This window comes from Gilliamella sp. B14384G10 (genome assembly GCF_016101685.1).
GTDB lineage: Bacteria > Pseudomonadota > Gammaproteobacteria > Enterobacterales > Orbaceae > Gilliamella > Gilliamella apis_A.
In genome coordinates, this window is sequence record NZ_JACFQA010000004.1 from 69577 (window position 1) to 89283 (window position 19707).

The following is a 19707-nucleotide window of genomic DNA, read 5'->3' on the forward strand; positions in this document are numbered from 1 at the left end:
TAAAAATAAATCTTAATCAGTTAAAATTTTTTGAGGAAAGGCGGTTTTTCAAGTATATCTTTGATTAATTCAACCTGTAGAGACGTATCGTTTAAGGCCGGGATGTAATAAAATTGTTTACCGCCAGCATTTAGGAATATTTCTCGATTTTGTTCATCAATTTCATAAAGGGTCTCAATACAATCCGCTGAAAAACCTGGACAGATAACCTGGACATATTTAGAGCCTGTTTTAGCCAATTTTTCTAATATATCGCTAGTGTTGGGTTCAACCCATTTCCCTTTACCAAATTTTGATTGATAAGCCATTTTTATTGTTAAGTCGATACCATTTTCTTGGCATTTGTTTGTCAATAAGTTAGTGGTTAACTGGCATCTTTGCACATAGTCGTCATGGCGTTTATCAATATAGCGTTCAGGAATACCATGATAAGAAAGGAGTAATACATCAGGCTGCCCTTGGATTGAAAACGCTTGCAGGATTTGTGAATAAAGAGCATCAATATAACTTGGGTGGTCGGCATAATCATGAATATAGCTAAGATTAATCTTGATATTATTATCTGCAATAAGTTGCTTAACTTTATCTAATACCGCTTGAGTTGTCGTCGTTGAATACTGAGGAAATAACGGTAATAATGTAATTTGTTCACATGACTTTAAGCTATTTAACGCCGAGAGTAAGCTTGGTTCACCATAGGTCATGGCTAATTCACATTGCATATCAGGTAATGCTAATTGTAATTGATTAATTAAGCGTTTACTGTAATGAAGTAATGGTGATTCACCCTCAATCCATATTTTTTGATAATGGTTGATGATGTAGGGGACGCGTTTAGGTAGTACAAGGTATTTTAAAATTGGATACCAAATAAAAGCAGGTAGGTCGACAACATGGCGATCGAGTAAAAACTCGGTCAAGTAGTTGCGAATAGCCATTGGTGTTGCGGCACTTGGCGTTCCTAAATTAACTATCAATAATCCCTGTTTTTTATTCACAAGTCATTCCTCAAGATAGTGATGAATAACCGTCAATAGACGATGTAAAGCACCTTGATTACTTTTTAATACTTGATAGGCATTTTCGCCGATTTGCTGACAGCGATTTTTGTCATTCAATAAACTATTTATGGTTAAATAAAGCGAATCAATATCACTATTACATACCAGCATACCATTAGCATCAATGAATTGTTCGCCAATGACTTTAAAGTTAAAAAAGTGTTTACCGCTAATAATTGGAATATGGTGTAGTGCTGGTTCTAACGGGTTATGACCACCATGTTCAATTAAACTACCGCCAACAAAGGCAATATTCGCCATCCCATAAAGTTCTAACAGCTCTCCCATGGTATCACCCAAAATCACTTGTGTCTGATCTGTAGGGTTTTGTTTGCTACTTCGTGTAATATAATTCAAGCCATTATCGGCAATTAGTTTTTCAACGGTTTTAAAACGTTCAGGGTGACGAGGGACCAAAATAAGTAATAAGTTGCCATGATTTTTAAGAAGCTGTTGAAATGCTGATAAAATGATTTCATCTTCACCTGAATGTGTGCTGGCAGCGATTAGTGCTGGTCGATGTAATTGCCATTGCTGTTTTAACTGCGCAAGATTCTGTTGTTGCTTGGCCGTGAGTTCAATATCAAACTTAATACTACCCGTTACCACTAAATGATCTGCCGGTAGGCCCAATGAGATAAATCTATCGCCGTCTTGTTTGTTTTGGGCGGCAACGGTGCTGATTTTAGCAAATAATTTACTAATTGCTTTCCCTAGTTTATGGTATCTTTTGGCTGAACGTTCAGATAAACGGGCATTAGCAATGATCAATGGAATTTTTTTGTTATGACATTGGCTAATTAAGTTTGGCCAAAGCTCTGTTTCCATAATTATTATTAATTTAGGTTGGACTGTTTTTAAAAAACGATGTATTGCGCAAGGTAAATCATAAGGTAAATAGACATGGCCAACACTGTCTTTTAGTAATGATTTAACTTGCTTTGATCCCGTAGGCGTCATGGTTGTGACTGTAATGGGTAACTGTGGATATTGATTTTGCAGCGCTTTAATCAGCGGGATTGCAGCAAGGGTTTCGCCGACCGATACGGCATGTACTAAAATTCCACCTGATTTGACTTTATTTTTGCAAAATCCATAACGTTCTAACCAGCGTTTACGATAATCTGGCGCTTTACGGCTACGCCAAAGTAGTCTTATCCAGACAAACGGTTGAATTAAATAAAGTAAAATCGTGTATAAAATACTCATGATAATTCATTAGTTAGATTAAAAAAGTGTTGTCGGTAATAAACTAATTCGGCAATTGAATCACGAATATCATCCAACGCTTGATGTGAACTCTGTTTACTGATACCTTTTAATATTTCCGGTTTCCAACGTCTGGCTAATTCTTTAATCGTACTAACATCTAGATAACGGTAATGAAAATACTTTTCTAAATTTGGCATGTAATTAAATAGAAAACGGCGATCTTGACCAATGGTATTGCCACAGATTGGTGAACAGTTTTCAGGCACCCATTGTTTTAAAAATTCAATTGTTTGTTGTTCTGCTTGCTGTTCGGCAATGGTACTTTGTCGAACACGTTCGATTAAGCCTGATTTACCATGAGTTTTTTGATTCCAATCATCCATAAGTGCAAGTTGTTCATCTGATTGATGAACAGCAATAACTGGACCTTCAGCAAGGATATTTAAATTAGAGTCAGTTACGATGGTGGCAATTTCAATAATACGATCTCTGTTTGGAGCGAGCCCTGTCATTTCAAGGTCAATCCAGATTAGATTATTACTGTTTATATTTGATTGTGTAGTCATAATTTGCGGTATTAATTTTCTTTTTAATGTCGAGTAGTGTAGCATAAGTACTAAATCGTTTGAGCAAAAAATTAGTTATCGTGGCAAAAAAACAACTTTCAAAAAATCAACAAAGGCGTATGGCCGCTAAGCATCAGCAGCGTTTAGAAACTAAGCTAGATGAAAATCTGTCTAATTTCTCTGCGCCACAAGAAGGGGTGGTGATTAGTCGCTTTGGCAAATCTGCTGATGTTGAAGATAACACTGGAATTATTTATCGTTGTAGTATTCGTCGTACGCTGCCATCTTTGGTAACGGGTGATAAAGTATTATGGCGTGAAAGTTTAGAACCAAATACTAATGGTATTATTGAAGCTGTTCATCCGCGCCATTCTGAATTAGTGCGACCTGATTTTTATGATGGCGTTAAGCCTGTTGCTGCAAATGTCGATCAAATTGTTATTATTTCTGCAGTATTGCCGGAATTATCGTTTAATATCATCGATCGCTATTTAGTTGCTTGTGAAGCAACCAATATCACACCGATTATTGTTTTGAATAAAATCGATTTGCTTGATAAGTACAAAAAACAGGAAATTGATCAGCAGTTACAAATTTACACTAAAATTGGTTATCAAGTTTTATATGTTTCATGTTTATCACAGCAGGGTATTGAACCTTTACAAAAGGTGCTGGATGACAAAATATCTATATTGGTTGGCCAATCTGGTGTGGGTAAATCAAGTATCATTAATTTGCTATTACCTCATGATCAAGCGACGTTAACTGGTGAGGTCTCTGAGATATCGGGTCTTGGCCAACATACCACAACTTCAACTCGACTTTACCATTTACCTAATGGTGGCGATATTATTGATTCGCCGGGAATCCGAGAATTCGGTTTATGGCATTTAGAGCCAGAGCAAGTTATTGGTGGTTTTGTTGAGTTTGATGATTATTTAGGTGGTTGCCAATTTAGAGATTGCAATCACTTAGATACACCAGGGTGTCTATTACAAAAAGCGGTATCAGAAGGAGCTATCGCACCATCAAGATTAGATAATTATCATCGAATTTTGCAATCAATGCGTGAGGTTAAAGCGAAAACCAATAAAAGTTATAAATAGCCATTGCTAATTAGCAGATTTTTATTTTTGATATGTTGCGGAATTTTGCTTGCTCACAAGCTGTGTTGTGAGCAATAAGATAAACTATCGCTATTTAGTGATTTTTTAATGCGAAACCAATAGCAATATAGGCAAAACCTTGGAAAACTAGATCGATACCTAAAAACATTCCTAATACCCAAACACTATCATATGGCCAACCAGCTATTAGCATTAGCCCTAAAATGATGTTAATAATTCCCGAAAAAACTACCCATTCCCAACGAGGGATATTGCGATTACTCATTGCTGCAAAAATTTGGCTAAATCCACTAATAGTCAATAATAATGAAATCAGTAAAGTTAGTGCTGATGAGACGGTAATCGGTTGGAAAAAAGCCATCCCTCCAATAAAGATATATAAAATCCCCATGATTGCCCATAAGGCAGTTTGGCCAAAACCTTTGATATTAAATGCGTGTATAACTTGAATGATGCCGGCGATTAACAGTAGTGACCCGATAAAATAAACAGAAAAAACGGTAGCCATGAATTGATAACCCAATGCCAAGCAACCGAGAACAATTAAAATTACACCAATTACAATAAACCAATTCGCTTTATGCTTAACATCTTGAATAGTGTTTTTATTAGTTGTCATATTAATTTCCTATTTTTGTTGTTAATGTAAAGAATTAAACAAGTACTATCTTGCAAGGCTAACTTTTACTTATATTATTTTGGGAAAGGACAAGGTATATAGGTGATGCAAAATACTTAGTGAAAATCAGATACTATGTTTTCACTAAGTATAGTATTTAAGCAATATAATAAAACGAATTTGGCATTTAAATTTTATCTTTCAGTGCTTCATCTAAAGTTGAATAAAACATTAATTTGTTTGGAATTGGTACAATTTTTGCGCGGGCTAAAGTTTTTAATGGTTGAAATTGTAATTCACAAATAGATAGATTCACCTGCGCAGGTAATTCATCAATGAAGTGAATAAGCGCATTTAAGCCACCAGCATCAAGAATAGGTACCGCATCCCACTGTAGAACAATGTTTTGATAACCATTAATTTTTTGGTATAACTCTAAAAAGGTACGCTCAGCAGCGGCAAAGAACAATGGACCACTAATACGCAGTACTAATGTTTTCTCATTTCCTTGATTTAATTCGACTAAACGAGTCATTCTTGCAATACGACGCATAAATAAGATAGAAGCTAATACAATACCAATTGTTATAGCAATAACCATATCGAATAATACAGTCAGTGACATGCAAATAAGCATGATTATAATATCATCTTTAGGTGCGCGTTTAATGATATAAATAACTCGCTGTACGGCACTCATATTCCATGCAACAATTAATAATAATGCTGCCATTGCTGATAATGGAATAAAGGATAATAGTGGCGCAAAACAGATGAGTGCCAATAAAACAATTAACGCATGCAATACCGCAGCAATGGGTGAAGTCGCTCCAGCTTTTACATTTGCTGCTGAACGTGCAATAGCGGCTGTTGCTGAAATTCCACCAAAAAATGGCGCAATGATATTACCTAGACCTTGGCCAATCAATTCACTATTCGAATGATGTTTAGTATGTGTCATTTCATCTAAAACTACGGCACAAAGTAGTGATTCAATAGCACATAACATTGCCATAGTGATTGAGATTGGAATTAAAGCACTTAATGTTGTCCAATCCCAAGTAAAATCAGCATGTTCCCATGGTAAGATAAATTCTGGTAACACTGGCGGAATACCATGACCAGTAGTATTATCTGCCAATGTATAAGTAAATCGTGAACCAATTGTTTCTATTTGATAGCCAAATTGATTGAAGATTAACATTATTAATACACCTGCGACTAATGCTGGTAAATGGCCAGAAATTTTCACTCGAAATTTTGGCCAAACAATTAGTACTATAAGTGTTATTAATCCTACAGATGTATCGGCGATATTGATCGTTGGCAACGTCTTCACTAGTTCAATAACTTTATTGATGTAGTTTTCTGGCATATGTTCCAGTGTTAAACCAAAAAAGTCTTTAATTTGCATTGTTGCAATTGTTATTGCAATACCAGAGGTAAAACCTAATACCACAGGTAGAGGAATATATTCTATTAAGCGACCTAACCTAATTATGCCCATTAATATTAAAAATATGCCTGAAAGTAAGGTAGCAATTAATAGACCTGATAAACCAAATTGTATCGAAACCGGATATAAAATTACCACAAAAGCTGCTGTTGGGCCGGAAACACTAAAACGAGAACCACCTGTCAGTGCTATCACGAAACCAGCGATAATCGCAGTATATAAGCCATGTTGAGGTGCAACACCACTTGCTATAGCTAACGCCATAGCAAGCGGAATAGCAATAATGCCAACAGTTATTCCAGCAATCAAATCTTTAAGAAAACGAGTTGTGTTATAAGGGGTGTTAATGCATGCCGAAATAAATGCACTACTAATTTTAGTACCAGAAAGGCCATATAATTTCATTATGTTTTAAATCAATTAAATGAGTTGGAAAAAATACATAATAAGATAATCCTTTTTTCAAAAATTGAAAGAGTGTTATTAAAATAATTGCATTATTTTCAGTTAAATAATGTTATTAATGAGATAAAATAAGCTTATAAGTAATGGCCTGTTATTTTGCTCTTATATTATTAATTATAGATAGGGGTAATTATGTCTTTTATAAAAAATTTTTCTATTACTCAACCAGCAAATCAGATATTAGCCATTATGCTTACGCTTTTTACGCCATTGAGTTTTGCTGGAATGATGATTTCTGGTTCAAAGACTGCATATCAATATGATGCAAGACAATCTCTTACTCCTGCGCCTAGTGGGTATCAAGCGTTTTATATTGATCATATTGGTCGTCATGGTTCCCGCTATATCAGCAAAGCTAAATATGAAGATATTGCTTATAAAATTTTGGTATTGGCGGAAAAAAATAATCAATTAACTGAAAAAGGGAAATTATTATTAACGCAAATTACTACTATTAAAGAACTTAATAAAGATCATTATGGTGAACTTAGTGATCTTGGGCGAAAAGATATAAGTTTAATTAGTCAACGGATGTTAAAGAATAATCCAACAGTGTTTAAAGGTCAAAAAATAGCGGTTATTTCATCAACCTCTCCACGGGCTAAAGAAACGGCTGAAATCTTTATTAATACATTCAAAACCAAATATTCCAAGCTAAACGTTAATCAACAACTAGAAGATCAGCAAACGTTGTTACGTTTTTTTGAATATTCGCCTGCTTATGCTAAATATAAGAAAAATAGAATAATTAAAAATACACTAAAATCTTTAGAAAATGATACTAAATCAGTAGAGATGAGTGAAAATATCGCAAGTTTGATCTTCACATCTGATTTTATTCATCAATTAAATAATGGTATCTTGCTATCAGAAAATTCTTTAGTTAAAACGCAAAATTTTGTGCTTTCTGTTTATCAGCTTTATCAAGAATTATTATCCTTTTCACCACTAGTATTAGCTGATAATCATCTTGATTTTAGCGGTTACTTCACACAAGATCAGCTATTATGGTTTAATACTGTCGTCACAGCAAAAAATTATTTACAAATTGGTCCTGCTTTTGATAGTAATGGCATTCAAATTAAGATTGCTGCACCACTATTATTAGATATGTTAAAAACAGCTGATAGTGCGATAGCTAATAAGGATATTGATGCCAATTTGCGATTTGCTCATGCCGAAACTGTATCACCATTAGCAACATTGATGGAAATTGAAGGTACCAATACGGTAGCTAATCCAGTAACTGATTATCCTTCCGTTTGGCAAGCCGATAAAATTATTCCAATGTCAGCAAATATTCAATGGATATTTTATAGAAGTGAACAAGCTGATCAGCCTATATTAGTTAAAGTAATGTTAAATGAGCGAGAAGTCCATTTACCTTTAAAAACCAACGATTACCCTTATTATCAATGGGACGAATTGAAGAAGTTCTATGAAAATAAATTAAATAACTGGGGGCTTACCGACCAAGGAGTGGTATTAAAATGGCTAAATAAAATTAAATAAATACGTTATATTTAATTAAAAAATTTAGAATATCATTCCTTTAAGACAGCATAATTAAACTTGTAGCCAAAATGTTACTGGGCCGTCATTAATCAGTGATACTTGCATATCGGCTGCAAATTGCCCTGTTTGTGTTTCAATATGCTGTTGGCACTGTTTGACAAAAAATTGGTAAAGCTCATTGGCCATATCTGGCGAAGCCCCTTTTGTAAAACTTGGCCGCATACCTTTTTGAGTATCAGCCGCTAGTGTAAACTGAGAAACAACTAATAGTTTGCCATTAATTTGTTGAACATTGAGATTCATTTTGCCGTCATTGTCACTGAAAATACGATAGCCAAGCACTTTTTCACTTAAACGGAGCGCTTTCTGTTCATTATCGCCTTGTTCAACACCAAGTAAAACCAATAATCCCTGATTTATTTCACCAATAATTTGGTTATTTACAGAAACTGAAGCTTGTTTTACTCGTTGAATTAAGGCAATCATTTTTATATTACTCCGATTGGGAAGAATGTTTTAGGGGCATTTTGCTATGTCTATTATAGTCAGTGAGTGTTGCTGCAAATTCAGCGCCAAATAAGACAATACACCAAGAACAATATATCCAAACTAACATAATAGGAATTGAGGATACTACACCATAAATAAGTTGATAAGTAGGAAATGATGTCACGTACAGCGCAAAAGCACGTTTACCAATTTCAAATAATATCGCAGCGACTAATGCGCCAATTACAGCTTCTTTAAATGGTATCGATTCGGTAGGTATAATGCTGTAAAGTAACCAAAATCCGACAATAGATATAATAAATGGTAAGGTACTTAGTAGTACATCACCACTGGCTGCATCGGATAACCATTTTAGTGAGAATATATAAGAGCTTACAGCAACACTTGAACCAACTAAAATAGGACCTAAAGTCAAAATAGTCCAATACATAGTTAAGTTATACATGAACGAACGTTTCCGCTTAGTTCGCCAGATACGATTAAGTGCATTATTAATAGAGTTAATAAGTAATAGTGATGTCACTATTAAGCCGATAATTCCGACCAAGGTCATTTTTTTTGTATTGGCGATAAATTGCTCAAGATAATTTTGGATAGTATCACTAGCAGTTGGAACGAGATTACTATAAATGAGTTGTTTTAATGATTGACTCACCTCGTCAAACATAGGAAAGGCTGAGAGTAATGCAAAAATTACCGTTATCAGAGGGACTAATGCAAGTATGGTTGTGTAAGCTAGTTCTGCTGCTGAAGTAGTTAATCTATCATGATTTATTCGAGCCCACAACATTACTAAAAATGACTGCATATGCTTAAGTATACCCATAATATACCTTCATTTAGTTAGATATAATGCAATTATTGATCCCATTAGTTTTTAATGTGTTTAATACTTTTTGTGCATCAGTTTTATTTGTATATGGGCCAACAGTAACTCGATATAATTGTTGACTTGTGGTTATATTACCACTAATACCGGTCATAGCTAGAGAAGCTTTTAGTGTGTCTGCATTTGTTTTTTCTTTAAATGCACCACACTGTAGTAACCATTTACTATCTTCCATATTGGTTGATGTAGTCGGAGTCGTTGTAGAAGAATTATTGATAAAACTATCTAATATCTGTTGTCTTTCACTTGTAGTAGAGTTAGTACCACTACTCGCATTTGGTGTTTCTAATTCTTTAAGATAAGTCCAACGTTCTTGTGGTTGTTCAGGTAGAGTTGCTACTGGTGACTCAGTTTTTACTTTTGGACGCTCAATAGGTTTTTCAGGATGATTTGTTGAAAGTAAGTATAAAATAGCAGAAAACAGAACAATAATGATAACCGCAAGAAATATCATTAACGATGGCAATATTCGTGACTTATTTTTTTTAGCTTTTGATTTTGATTGGCTCTTTTTTCTTACATAATCACGTTGAACCACAATATGCTCTCTTTTCTTTTATTCATATAAATTTAAATGACAGTATATAAATAAAAAAAGTGGCTTACACCACTTTTTTCAATTTTCTTTAACTCTATTGTCAACAGATTAGAAAATTAAGCTAGCGCTTTAATCTGTTTAATTAAATTCGCTTTATGACGTGCAGCTTTGTTTCTGTGGATTAGGCCACGAGCCGCTTGACGGTCAACAACTGCTTGCATGTCTTTGAATGCTACTTCAGCTGTTTGTTTATCACCAGCTGCAACAGCTGCGTAAACTTTTTTAACATAAGTACGCATCATTGAACGGTTACTAGCATTATGTTTACGACGTTTTTCGGATTGAACCGCACGCTTTTTAGCTGATTTGATATTAGCCAAAGTCAACTCCCAAGTTTAAATAAAAATACATATTAATAAGGCGGGGAAATATGCCTGATTTTCTTTCCATTGTCAATGCTGTTACATAAAAAAATTTACTATAAAAAGTATAAATCACTAATTTCGAGTAAATGTTTACTATATAACCGATATTGATTGTAACCTAATTAGAAATTTTATGTTAGAATAGCAAAAATTTTATTGTTTTTATATTTATAAGAGGAAGTCTCATGTCTATCATTAGAATGCAAGATCTTGATCTAAAAGGGAAACGTTTATTTATTCGCTCAGATCTTAATGTGCCGGTTAAAAATGGTAAGGTTACTTCAGATGCGCGAATTAAAGCATCATTACCTACTATTGAAGAAGCCATTAAAAAAGGCGCTAAAGTAATGGTTACTTCTCATATTGGTCGACCAACTGAAGGCGAATATAACCCAGAGTTCTCTTTACAACCTGTGGTTGATTACTTAAAAGAACATGTTTCTTTCCCAGTTCGTTTAGTTAAAGATTACCTTGATGGTGTTGATGTTAACGAAGGTGAACTTGTCGTTCTTGAAAACGTACGTTTTAACGTAGGTGAAGGTAAAGATGATGAAACTTTATCTAAAAAATATGCGGCACTTTGCGACATTTATGTAATGGATGCATTTGGTACCGCTCACCGTGCTCAAGCTTCTACTCATGGCGCTGGTAAGTTTGCTCCAGTTGCTTGTGCTGGTCCATTATTGGCAGCTGAACTTGATGCATTAGGTAAAGCACTTGATAATCCTGCTCGTCCTATGGTTGCGATTGTTGCTGGTTCTAAAGTATCAACTAAACTAACTGTTCTTGATTCTTTATCAAAAATTGCTGACCAAATTATTGTTGGTGGTGGTATCGCAAATACATTCATCGCAGCAGAAGGCTACAATGTTGGTAAATCTCTTTACGAAGCTGATTTAATTCCTGAAGCAAAAAAATTAATGGCTAACTGTCAAATTCCTGTTCCTACCGATGTTCGTGTAGCAACTGAATTTAGTGAAACAGCGACTGCAACTGAAAAATCAGTTAAAGATGTGAAAGAAAATGAACAAATTCTTGATTTAGGTGATCAATCAGCAGAAGTATTAGCTGAAATTATCAAAAACGCAAAAACTATTTTATGGAATGGTCCTGTTGGCGTATTTGAGTTCCCTAATTTCCGTCGTGGTACTGAAATTGTTGCTAAAGCAATTGCCGATAGCCAAGGTTTCTCAATCGCTGGTGGTGGTGATACATTAGCTGCAATTGACTTATTTGGTATTGAAGATAAAATTTCTTATATTTCTACTGGTGGTGGTGCATTCCTTGAGTTTGTTGAAGGTAAAAAACTACCAGCTGTTGCAATGTTAGAAGAGAGAGCAAAAGCTTAATATTCTATTTCGATAATAAGGATGAGCCAATTACTCATCCTTTACTTTTTATATAAATAAATCTATAGGAATTAAAATGGCTACAAAGATTTCTGATGTCGTTAAACCTGGTGTTGTTACTGGTGATGATGTTCAAAAAGTTTTTCAAATCGCGCGTGAGAATAATTTTGCTTTACCTGCTGTTAACTGTGTTGATACAAATACAATTAACGCAGTAATTGAAACTGCAGCTAAAGTTGGTTCAGCAGTAATTGTTCAATTTTCTAATGGCGGTGCTCAATTTATCGCTGGTAAAGGCTTAAAATTAGATGGACAAGAAGCTGCAGTTTTAGGTGCGGTTTCAGGTGCTAAACATGTTCATCTTATGGCTGAAAAATACGGTGTACCAGTTATTCTTCATACTGACCACTGTGCTAAAAAACTTCTTCCATGGGTTGATGGATTACTTGATGCTGGTGAAGCTCACTTTGCTAAAACAGGTAAACCTTTATTCTCTTCTCACATGATCGATCTTTCTGAAGAAACATTAAAAGATAATATTGATATTTGTTGTCAATACCTTGCTCGTATGTCTGCGATGAAAATGACATTAGAGTTAGAACTAGGTTGTACTGGTGGTGAAGAAGATGGTGTAGATAATAGCCATATGGATAGTTCTGCGTTATATACACAACCAGAAGATGTTGCTTATGCTTATGAGCGTTTAAGCGAAATTAGCCCACGTTTTACTATTGCTGCATCATTCGGTAATGTTCACGGTGTTTACAAACCAGGTAACGTGAAATTAACGCCAAAAATTCTAGATAATTCTCAAAAATATGTATCTGAGAAATTTAATTTACCAGCTAAATCATTAAACTTCGTTTTCCATGGTGGTTCAGGTTCAACTCAAGAAGAAATTGCTGAAGCAGTTAGCTATGGTGTTGTTAAAATGAATATCGATACTGATACTCAATGGGCAAACTGGGCGGGTGTTTTAGATTACTACAAAGCAAATGAAGCTTATCTTCAAGGTCAATTAGGTAACCCTGAAGGTATCGATGCACCGAATAAAAAATATTACGATCCACGAGTATGGTTACGTAAAGGTCAAGAATCTTTAGTTGCTCGTTTAGAACTTGCATTTAAAGAACTTAACGCTATCGACGTACTGTAAAACTTTCTAATATTTTTTATTGTATATATAGAAGCAGAGTAATGAACTCTGCTTTTGTTTTATCCTTCAACAAATAAATGTTGCATTTTTGTATTAGTTGTAGGATAATTTCGCCCTCATTTAACTTAGGGGAGCTGTCTATTTATTAATAACTATTATTAATAGAGGCGTTTGCACCCGAGAGAAGGAAACTAAAATGGCAAAAAAAGTACAAGCCTACATCAAGTTGCAAGTTGCAGCTGGTGCAGCAAATCCTAGTCCACCAGTTGGTCCAGCACTTGGTCAACACGGTGTGAATATTATGGAATTCTGTAAAGCATTTAATGCTAAAACAGAAAGCATGGAAAAAGGTTTACCTATTCCAGTAGTTATCACTGTATATTCTGACCGTTCATTCACTTTTATAACTAAGACTCCGCCTGCTGCAGTATTATTAAAGAAAGCGGCTAAAATCAAGTCTGGTTCTGGTGAACCGAATAAGAAAAAAGTCGGTAAAGTAACTAGCGCTCAAATTCGCGAAATCGCTGAATTAAAAGCTGCTGATATGAATGGTGCAACCATTGAAACGATGATGCGTTCTATCGAAGGAACTGCACGTTCAATGGGCTTGGAAGTGGAGGGTTAATTCATGGCTAAATTATCTAAAAAAGCTAAACTTATCCGCGAAAAAGTAAACGCAACTAAACTATATGATATCAATGAAGCAGTCGCTTTATTGAAAGAACTTGCTACAGCTAAATTTACTGAAAGCGTCGATGTCGCTGTTAATTTAGGTATCGACTCACGTAAATCAGATCAAAATGTACGTGGCGCTATCGTTCTTCCACATGGTACAGGACGTAGTGTTCGTGTTGCTGTATTTACTCAAGGTGCAAACGCTGATGCTGCTAAAGAAGCTGGTGCTGAATTAGTTGGTATGGATGATCTAGCAGATCAAATCAAAAAAGGCGAAATGAACTTTGACGTTGTTATCGCATCTCCAGACGCAATGCGTGTTGTTGGTCAATTAGGTCAAATTTTAGGACCTCGTGGCTTAATGCCAAACCCTAAAGTTGGTACTGTAACACCTAACGTAGCTGAAGCTGTTAAAAATGCTAAAGCAGGTCAAATCCGTTACCGTAATGATAAAAATGGTATTATCCATACTACTATCGGTAAAGCTGATTTTGATGCAGATAAACTTAAAGAAAATTTAGAAGCATTAATCGTTGCTTTAAAACGTGCAAAACCAGCATCTTCAAAAGGTGTATTTGTGAAGAAAGTTAGCCTTTCTACTACAATGGGCGCTGGTGTTGCTATCGATCAAGCAACATTAAATACATCTGTTTAATTAACAATTAAACAAAGAATCGGTTGGTGTCTGGCCTTAACCAGACCCCGTCCAAGACCGTAGGTGTAATTGATATTTGATTACTTAATTTTCCTACGTAGACGGTGACAGAACCTGATAAGATATAATACAGGAATTCTGCTCATCGTGATTGTGCTAACTACATTTGTAGTTAGTTAAAGTAATTCTAGGCTTTGCCTAGTTTAATCCAGGAGCAATACCAATGGCACTAAATCTTCAAAATAAACAAGAAATTGTTGCTGAAGTTAATGAAATAGCCAAAGGTGCGCTATCTGCAGTTGTTGCTGATTCTCGTGGCGTAACTGTAGAAAAAATGACTGCATTACGTAAATCTGCTCGTGAAGCTGGTGTTTATATGCGTGTTGTTCGTAACACCTTATTACGCCGTGTTGTTGAGGGAACTCAATACGAGTGCTTAAAAGATACGTTTGTTGGTCCAACTCTAATTGCGTTTTCAAATGAGCACCCAGGTGCTGCAGCGCGTATTTTTAAAGCGTTTGCAAAAGAAAATGATAATTTTGAGATTAAAGCCGCAGCCTTTGAAGGTGAGTTGATTACTGCAGCGAACATTGATCGCTTAGCAACATTACCTACTTATGAAGAAGCATTAGCTCGCTTGATGTCAACCATGAAAGAAGCCGCAGCTGGCAAATTGGTTCGTACTCTTGCAGCGGTTCGCGATCAAAAAGAAGCTGCTTAATAGCAGTATGATTGTGAATTTTATTAATTAAAAAAATGTAAATTTGGGAAACTATATTATGTCTATCACTAAAGAACAAATTTTAGATGCAGTTGCTGAAATGTCTGTAATGGATGTTGTTGAACTTGTATCTATGATGGAAGAAAAATTTGGCGTTTCTGCAGCAGCAGCTGTAGCAGTTGCTGCAGCTGGTCCAGCTGAAGCAGCAGAAGAAAAATCTGAATTTGATGTAATCTTAAAAGATGTTGGCGCTAACAAAGTAGCTGTTATCAAAGCAGTTCGTGGTGCAACTGGTTTAGGCTTAAAAGAAGCTAAAGACCTTGTTGAATCAGCTCCAGCAACTGTTAAAGAAGGTGTTAGTAAAGCTGACGCAGATGAACTTAAAAAGGCACTTGAAGAATCTGGTGCAGTTGTCGAACTTAAGTAAGTTTATCGATAACAAGCTAACTGGCTGGGGGTTTTATACCTCCAGCCTTTTTGCGCTGTAATAAGTCAAAGAATTTTATTTGAAGATTATCAATAAAAAGTAATAAAGAAATAATATATTTATTAAGCCTAATCATTTGATATTTATAGATATTTTCGATGAGGTGTCAGGCGTTATTATTTCGTAGTACCCTGATGAATATTTAATCATGCTAAAATAGCAGATAAGCAAGTTGAGGAACTAATGGTTTACTCTTATACCGAGAAAAAACGAATTCGTAAGAATTTTGGTAAGCGTCCACAAGTCTTGGATATACCGTATCTTCTTTCTATTCAACTTGATTCGTTCCAGAAGTTTATTGAGCAAGACCCTGAAGGTCAATATGGTTTAGAAGCCGCTTTTCGTTCAATATTTCCGATAAAAAGTTATAGTGGTAGCGCTGAGTTACAATACGTGAGCTTTAAGATGGGCGAACCTGTATTTGATGTAAAAGAATGTCAAATTAGAGGGATCACTTACTCAGCACCATTGCGCGTTAAATTACGTTTAGTTATTTATGATAAAGATGCGCCAGAAGGAACAGTTAAAGATATTAAAGAGCAAGACGTCTATATGGGCGAAATTCCTTTAATGACTGACAATGGTACGTTTGTGATTAACGGTACAGAACGTGTTATCGTTTCACAATTACACCGTAGTCCAGGTGTGTTCTTTGATAGTGATAAAGGTAAAACACACTCTTCTGGTAAAGTTTTATATAATGCTCGGATTATTCCTTATCGTGGCTCTTGGCTTGATTTCGAATTTGATCCAAAAGATAATCTTTTTGCTCGTATTGACCGTCGTCGTAAACTTCCTGCAACAATCATTTTGCGTGCGTTGGGTTATGAAACTGAAGAAATTTTAGATATGTTCTTCGAAAAAACTATTTTCGAAGTGGGCAAATCAAAATTAAAAATGGATCTTGTGCCAGAGCGTTTACGTGGTGAAACAGCGTTATTTGATATTGAATCAAAAGGCAAAGTTTACGCAGAAAAAGGTCGTCGTATTACAGCTCGTCATATTCGTGAGCTTGAAAAAGATAAAGTAACTAAGATCGATGTTCCAGTTGAATATATTGTTAATAAAGTATTAGCGAAAAATTATGTAAATCAAGAAACAGGTGAAGTTGTTGCTTTTGCTAATACACCAATTTCACTAGAGCTATTGCTTGAATTAACTAATGCTGGCTATAAGAAAATCGAAACATTATTCACTAATGATTTAGATCATGGTGCATTTATTTCTGAAACCTTAAATGTTGACTCTACTCGAGATCGACTAGATGCATTAGTTGAAATTTATCGAATGATGCGTCCGGGTGAGCCACCAACAAAAGAAGCAGCTGAAGCTTTATTTGATAACTTATTCTTCTCTGATGAGCGTTATGACTTATCAGCAGTAGGTCGTATGAAGTTTAATCGTTCTTTAGGACGTGACGATATTGAAGGCGAAAGTGTCTTAACTAAAACTGATATCGTTGATGTAATGAAGAAATTGATCAGCATTCGTAATGGTCATGGTGAAGTCGATGATATCGATCACTTAGGTAACCGTCGTATCCGTAGTGTTGGTGAAATGGCAGAAAACCAATTCCGTATTGGTTTAGTGCGTGTAGAGCGTGCTGTAAAAGAACGTTTATCATTAGGCGATCTAGATTCACTAATGCCACAAGATATGATTAATGCTAAACCAATTTCAGCAGCTATCCGCGAATTCTTTGGTTCAAGCCAATTATCTCAGTTTATGGATCAAAACAATCCATTATCTGAAATTACGCATAAACGCCGTATTTCTGCATTAGGTCCAGGTGGTTTAACACGTGAACGAGCGGGCTTTGAAGTACGTGACGTACATCCTACTCATTATGGTCGTGTATGCCCGATTGAAACACCAGAAGGTCCAAACATCGGTTTGATTAACTCACTAGCGGTTTATTCTCGTACTAATGAGTATGGATTCCTTGAGACTCCATACCGCCGAGTAGTTGATGGTGTGGTAACTGATGAAATTAACTATTTATCAGCAATTGACGAAAGTGAATTTGTTATTGCCCAGGCTAACTCAAATCTTGATGACGATGGTCGTTTTAAAGAAGATTTAGTGACTTGTCGTTTAAATGGTGAGTCTGGTTTATATAGCCCTGAACAAGTCCACTATATGGACGTATCAACACAACAAATCGTATCGGTTGGTGCTTCATTAATTCCATTCTTAGAACATGACGATGCGAACCGTGCATTGATGGGTGCAAACATGCAACGTCAAGCGGTACCAACGTTAAAAGCAGAAAAACCATTTGTTGGTACAGGTATGGAACGTGCAGTAGCGGTTGACTCAGGTGTAACTGCAGTTGCTCGTCGTGGTGGTACAGTACAATATGTTGATGCATCACGCATTGTAATTAATGTTAACGATGATGAAATGTACGCTGGTGAAACTGGGATTGATATTTATAATTTAACTAAATATACCCGTTCAAACCAAAATACCTGTATTAACCAAATTCCATGTGTGGAATTAGGTGAAAAAGTTGAGCGTGGTGATGTCCTTGCGGATGGTCCATCAACTGACTTAGGTGAGTTGGCTTTAGGTCAAAACATGCGTGTGGCATTCATGCCATGGAATGGTTATAACTTTGAGGATTCTATTTTAGTTTCTGAAAAAGTGGTACAAGATGACCGTTTCACTTCGATTCATATTCAAGAATTATCTTGTGTTTCTCGTGATACTAAACTAGGTGCAGAAGAAATTACCGCAGATATTCCAAATGTTGGTGAAGCGGCGCTTTCTAAACTAGATGAATCAGGTATTGTTTACATTGGTGCTGAAGTTAAAGGTGGCGATATTCTGGTTGGTAAAGTAACACCAAAAGGTGAAACACAATTAACTCCAGAAGAAAAATTACTACGCGCTATTTTTGGTGAAAAAGCGTCAGATGTTAAAGATACTTCACTTCGTGTACCAAATGGTGTTTCAGGTACAGTTATTGATGTTCAAGTCTTTACTCGTGATGGTGTACAGAAAGATAAACGTGCACTTGAAATTGAAGAGATGCAACTTAAACAAGTTCGCAAAGACTTAACAGAAGAACTTAAAATCCTTGAAGCAGCATTATTTGCTCGTATTCGTGATGTATTGATTTCTGGTGGCATTAAAGCAGATAAATTAGATGCGTTACCACGTGAAAAATGGTTAACCATTGGTATTGCCGATGAAAGTAAGCAAGCTCAATTAGAGCAACTAGCTGAACAACACGAAGAAATTAAAGCTGAGTTTAACAAAAAACTTGAAGCTAAACGAATGAAGATCACTCAAGGTGATGATTTACAACCAGGTGTACTCAAAATCGTTAAAGTTTACTTAGCTGTTAAACGTCAAATTCAGCCTGGTGATAAGATGGCTGGTCGTCATGGTAACAAAGGGGTTATCTCTAAAATCAACCCAATTGAAGATATGCCATATGATGATAAAGGTCGCCCAGTAGATATCGTATTGAATCCTCTAGGTGTTCCTTCTCGTATGAATATCGGTCAGATTTTAGAAACTCACTTGGGTATGGCGGCGAAAGGTATTGGTCAAAAGATCGATGCAATGCTAAAAGAACAGCAAGAGTTAGCTAAATTACGTGATTTTATCCAAAAAGCTTATGACCTTGGTTTAGGTGCAGCACAAAAAGTAAATGTTGCTGAATTTACCGATCAAGAAGTGATGACATTGGCGCAAAATTTACGTAATGGTATGCCACTTGCAACACCGGTATTTGATGGTGCAAAAGAGCAAGAAATTAAAGCATTACTTGAACTTGGTGATTTACCAACTTCAGGTCAAATTACCTTGTATGATGGACGTACCGGTGAACAATTTGAACGTCCAGTAACTGTAGGTTATATGTACATGTTGAAATTGAATCACTTAGTTGATGATAAGATGCATGCCCGTTCTACAGGTTCATATAGTCTGGTTACTCAACAACCATTGGGTGGTAAAGCTCAATTTGGTGGTCAACGTTTCGGTGAGATGGAAGTATGGGCACTTGAAGCATATGGTGCAGCTTATACCTTACAAGAAATGTTAACTGTTAAATCAGATGATGTGAACGGTCGTACTAAGATGTATAAAAATATTGTAGATGGTGATCATCGTATGGAACCTGCGATCCCTGAATCATTTAACGTATTGTTAAAAGAGATTCGTTCGTTAGGTATTAATATCGAGTTAGATGAAGAGTAATCTTAGCTAACTAAAATGATTTCTATTTATAGGGATAACTTATCAGTAATGATAAGTTATCTAATTGGT

At 35.6% G+C, this 19707-nt stretch carries 18 protein-coding genes; 9 read left to right on the plus strand and 9 right to left on the minus strand.

Annotated features, from left to right (window positions below; translation table 11 throughout):
• Positions 1–20: 20 nt before the first annotated feature.
• From hemH to orn, 3 genes are read right to left on the minus strand one after another with little or no spacing between them, the layout of a single operon-like run.
• Positions 21–998 (minus strand): ferrochelatase, encoded by a 978-nt coding sequence (gene hemH / locus H3T54_RS09920; RefSeq protein ID WP_110448569.1) that lies wholly within the window; start codon positions 996–998, stop codon positions 21–23.
• 3 nt (positions 999–1001) lie between these two features.
• A complete protein-coding gene (waaA, locus tag H3T54_RS09925; RefSeq protein ID WP_232351568.1) occupies positions 1002–2270 on the minus strand; it encodes a lipid IV(A) 3-deoxy-D-manno-octulosonic acid transferase in 1269 nt (422 codons plus the stop codon).
• Positions 2267–2839 (minus strand): oligoribonuclease, encoded by a 573-nt coding sequence (gene orn, locus H3T54_RS09930; RefSeq protein WP_198222321.1) that lies wholly within the window; start codon positions 2837–2839, stop codon positions 2267–2269. Before orn ends, waaA begins: the two co-directional genes overlap by 4 nt.
• A gap of 80 nt (positions 2840–2919) precedes the next feature.
• On the opposite strand from orn, the gene rsgA reads away from it, so the two are divergent.
• A complete protein-coding gene (rsgA, locus tag H3T54_RS09935) occupies positions 2920–3945 on the plus strand; it encodes a small ribosomal subunit biogenesis GTPase RsgA (protein WP_198222363.1) in 1026 nt (341 codons plus the stop codon).
• A gap of 94 nt (positions 3946–4039) precedes the next feature.
• Here rsgA and H3T54_RS09940 read toward each other — a convergent pair whose 3' ends face one another.
• Positions 4040–4585 (minus strand): HdeD family acid-resistance protein, encoded by a 546-nt coding sequence (locus H3T54_RS09940; RefSeq protein WP_198222319.1) that lies wholly within the window; start codon positions 4583–4585, stop codon positions 4040–4042.
• A 187-nt stretch (positions 4586–4772) separates the two neighbouring features.
• Positions 4773–6446, minus strand: a complete 1674-nt coding sequence (dauA, locus tag H3T54_RS09945; RefSeq protein ID WP_198222317.1) for a C4-dicarboxylic acid transporter DauA — start codon at positions 6444–6446, stop codon at positions 4773–4775.
• A 192-nt stretch (positions 6447–6638) separates the two neighbouring features.
• On the opposite strand from dauA, the gene H3T54_RS09950 reads away from it, so the two are divergent.
• On the plus strand, positions 6639–8018 hold the full coding sequence (locus H3T54_RS09950; RefSeq protein ID WP_034901689.1) for a histidine-type phosphatase: 1380 nt from the start codon (positions 6639–6641) through the stop codon (positions 8016–8018).
• A 54-nt stretch (positions 8019–8072) separates the two neighbouring features.
• Here H3T54_RS09950 and dtd read toward each other — a convergent pair whose 3' ends face one another.
• The 4 genes from dtd to rpsT all read right to left on the minus strand — a co-directional run bounded on the left by dtd (position 8073) and on the right by rpsT (position 10338).
• Entirely contained in the window at positions 8073–8507 is a 435-nt protein-coding gene (dtd, locus tag H3T54_RS09955) for a D-aminoacyl-tRNA deacylase (RefSeq protein WP_034901687.1), read from the minus strand.
• Positions 8508–8514: 7 nt separating this feature from the next.
• Positions 8515–9357 (minus strand): virulence factor BrkB family protein, encoded by an 843-nt coding sequence (locus tag H3T54_RS09960; RefSeq protein WP_198201743.1) that lies wholly within the window; start codon positions 9355–9357, stop codon positions 8515–8517.
• Positions 9358–9370: 13 nt separating this feature from the next.
• Positions 9371–9958, minus strand: a complete 588-nt coding sequence (locus tag H3T54_RS12115) for an SPOR domain-containing protein (protein ID WP_034901683.1) — start codon at positions 9956–9958, stop codon at positions 9371–9373.
• A 116-nt stretch (positions 9959–10074) separates the two neighbouring features.
• Entirely contained in the window at positions 10075–10338 is a 264-nt protein-coding gene (gene rpsT, locus H3T54_RS09970; RefSeq protein WP_034901681.1) for a 30S ribosomal protein S20, read from the minus strand.
• 230 nt (positions 10339–10568) lie between these two features.
• Between rpsT and pgk the strand changes: the two genes are divergently transcribed.
• From pgk to rpoB, 7 genes are all read left to right on the plus strand, one after another.
• The gene (gene pgk / locus H3T54_RS09975) at positions 10569–11732 is read left to right on the plus strand and encodes a phosphoglycerate kinase (RefSeq protein WP_110448562.1); all 1164 of its coding nucleotides are present in this window, start codon (positions 10569–10571) and stop codon (positions 11730–11732) included.
• A 76-nt stretch (positions 11733–11808) separates the two neighbouring features.
• A complete protein-coding gene (fbaA, locus tag H3T54_RS09980) occupies positions 11809–12888 on the plus strand; it encodes a class II fructose-bisphosphate aldolase (protein ID WP_086362787.1) in 1080 nt (359 codons plus the stop codon).
• Between the two features lie 196 nt (positions 12889–13084).
• A complete protein-coding gene (gene rplK, locus H3T54_RS09985; RefSeq protein ID WP_110448561.1) occupies positions 13085–13513 on the plus strand; it encodes a 50S ribosomal protein L11 in 429 nt (142 codons plus the stop codon).
• 3 nt (positions 13514–13516) lie between these two features.
• Positions 13517–14218, plus strand: a complete 702-nt coding sequence (gene rplA / locus H3T54_RS09990; protein ID WP_198222315.1) for a 50S ribosomal protein L1 — start codon at positions 13517–13519, stop codon at positions 14216–14218.
• Between the two features lie 223 nt (positions 14219–14441).
• A complete protein-coding gene (gene rplJ, locus H3T54_RS09995; RefSeq protein ID WP_086362789.1) occupies positions 14442–14939 on the plus strand; it encodes a 50S ribosomal protein L10 in 498 nt (165 codons plus the stop codon).
• Between the two features lie 58 nt (positions 14940–14997).
• Positions 14998–15366 carry a 50S ribosomal protein L7/L12 gene (rplL, locus tag H3T54_RS10000; protein WP_034901671.1) on the plus strand — a complete coding sequence of 123 codons (369 nt, stop codon included), beginning with the start codon at positions 14998–15000 and terminating at the stop codon, positions 15364–15366.
• Positions 15367–15609: 243 nt separating this feature from the next.
• A complete protein-coding gene (gene rpoB, locus H3T54_RS10005) occupies positions 15610–19638 on the plus strand; it encodes a DNA-directed RNA polymerase subunit beta (protein WP_198222313.1) in 4029 nt (1342 codons plus the stop codon).
• Positions 19639–19707: the final 69 nt, after the last annotated feature.